Annotated in this window: 1 tRNA gene; it reads left to right on the top strand. The window is 45.5% G+C overall.

Annotated elements, in window-relative coordinates:
• Positions 1 to 108 precede the first annotated feature (108 nt).
• Positions 109 to 185 (top strand) — tRNA-Ile (locus tag GVO63_RS19430).
• The last annotated feature ends 138 nt before the right edge of the window (positions 186 to 323 follow it).

The following is a 323-nucleotide window of genomic DNA, read 5'->3' as shown; positions in this document are numbered from 1 at the left end:
CACTGAGCTTGAATAAGCGAAGTTTACTGAAGGCTTGTACCTCGGATGGTTGCAGCCCTGCCCTCGAATAAGAGCGGTGAGGTCACAACGCCGACCGCCTCGCAAAATAGGCTTGTAGCTCAGCTGGTTAGAGCGCACCCCTGATAAGGGTGAGGTCGGCAGTTCAAGTCTGCCCAAGCCTACCATTTCCTTATGTAAGTGTAAGGAGGTAACGAAGGTAGAAAGTGTCGAAATAGACGATAAATCCTAATGAATATTTACTGTTTCAGTAAAGATTGATTAGGGTTTTTTACTCTAAAGTGAAATGACTCGTCATTTTGCGT

It is taken from the genome of Alteromonas sp. KUL106 (assembly GCF_009811415.1).
Classification (GTDB): domain Bacteria; phylum Pseudomonadota; class Gammaproteobacteria; order Enterobacterales; family Alteromonadaceae; genus Alteromonas.
This window is presented reverse-complemented; position numbering and strand designations above follow the sequence as displayed.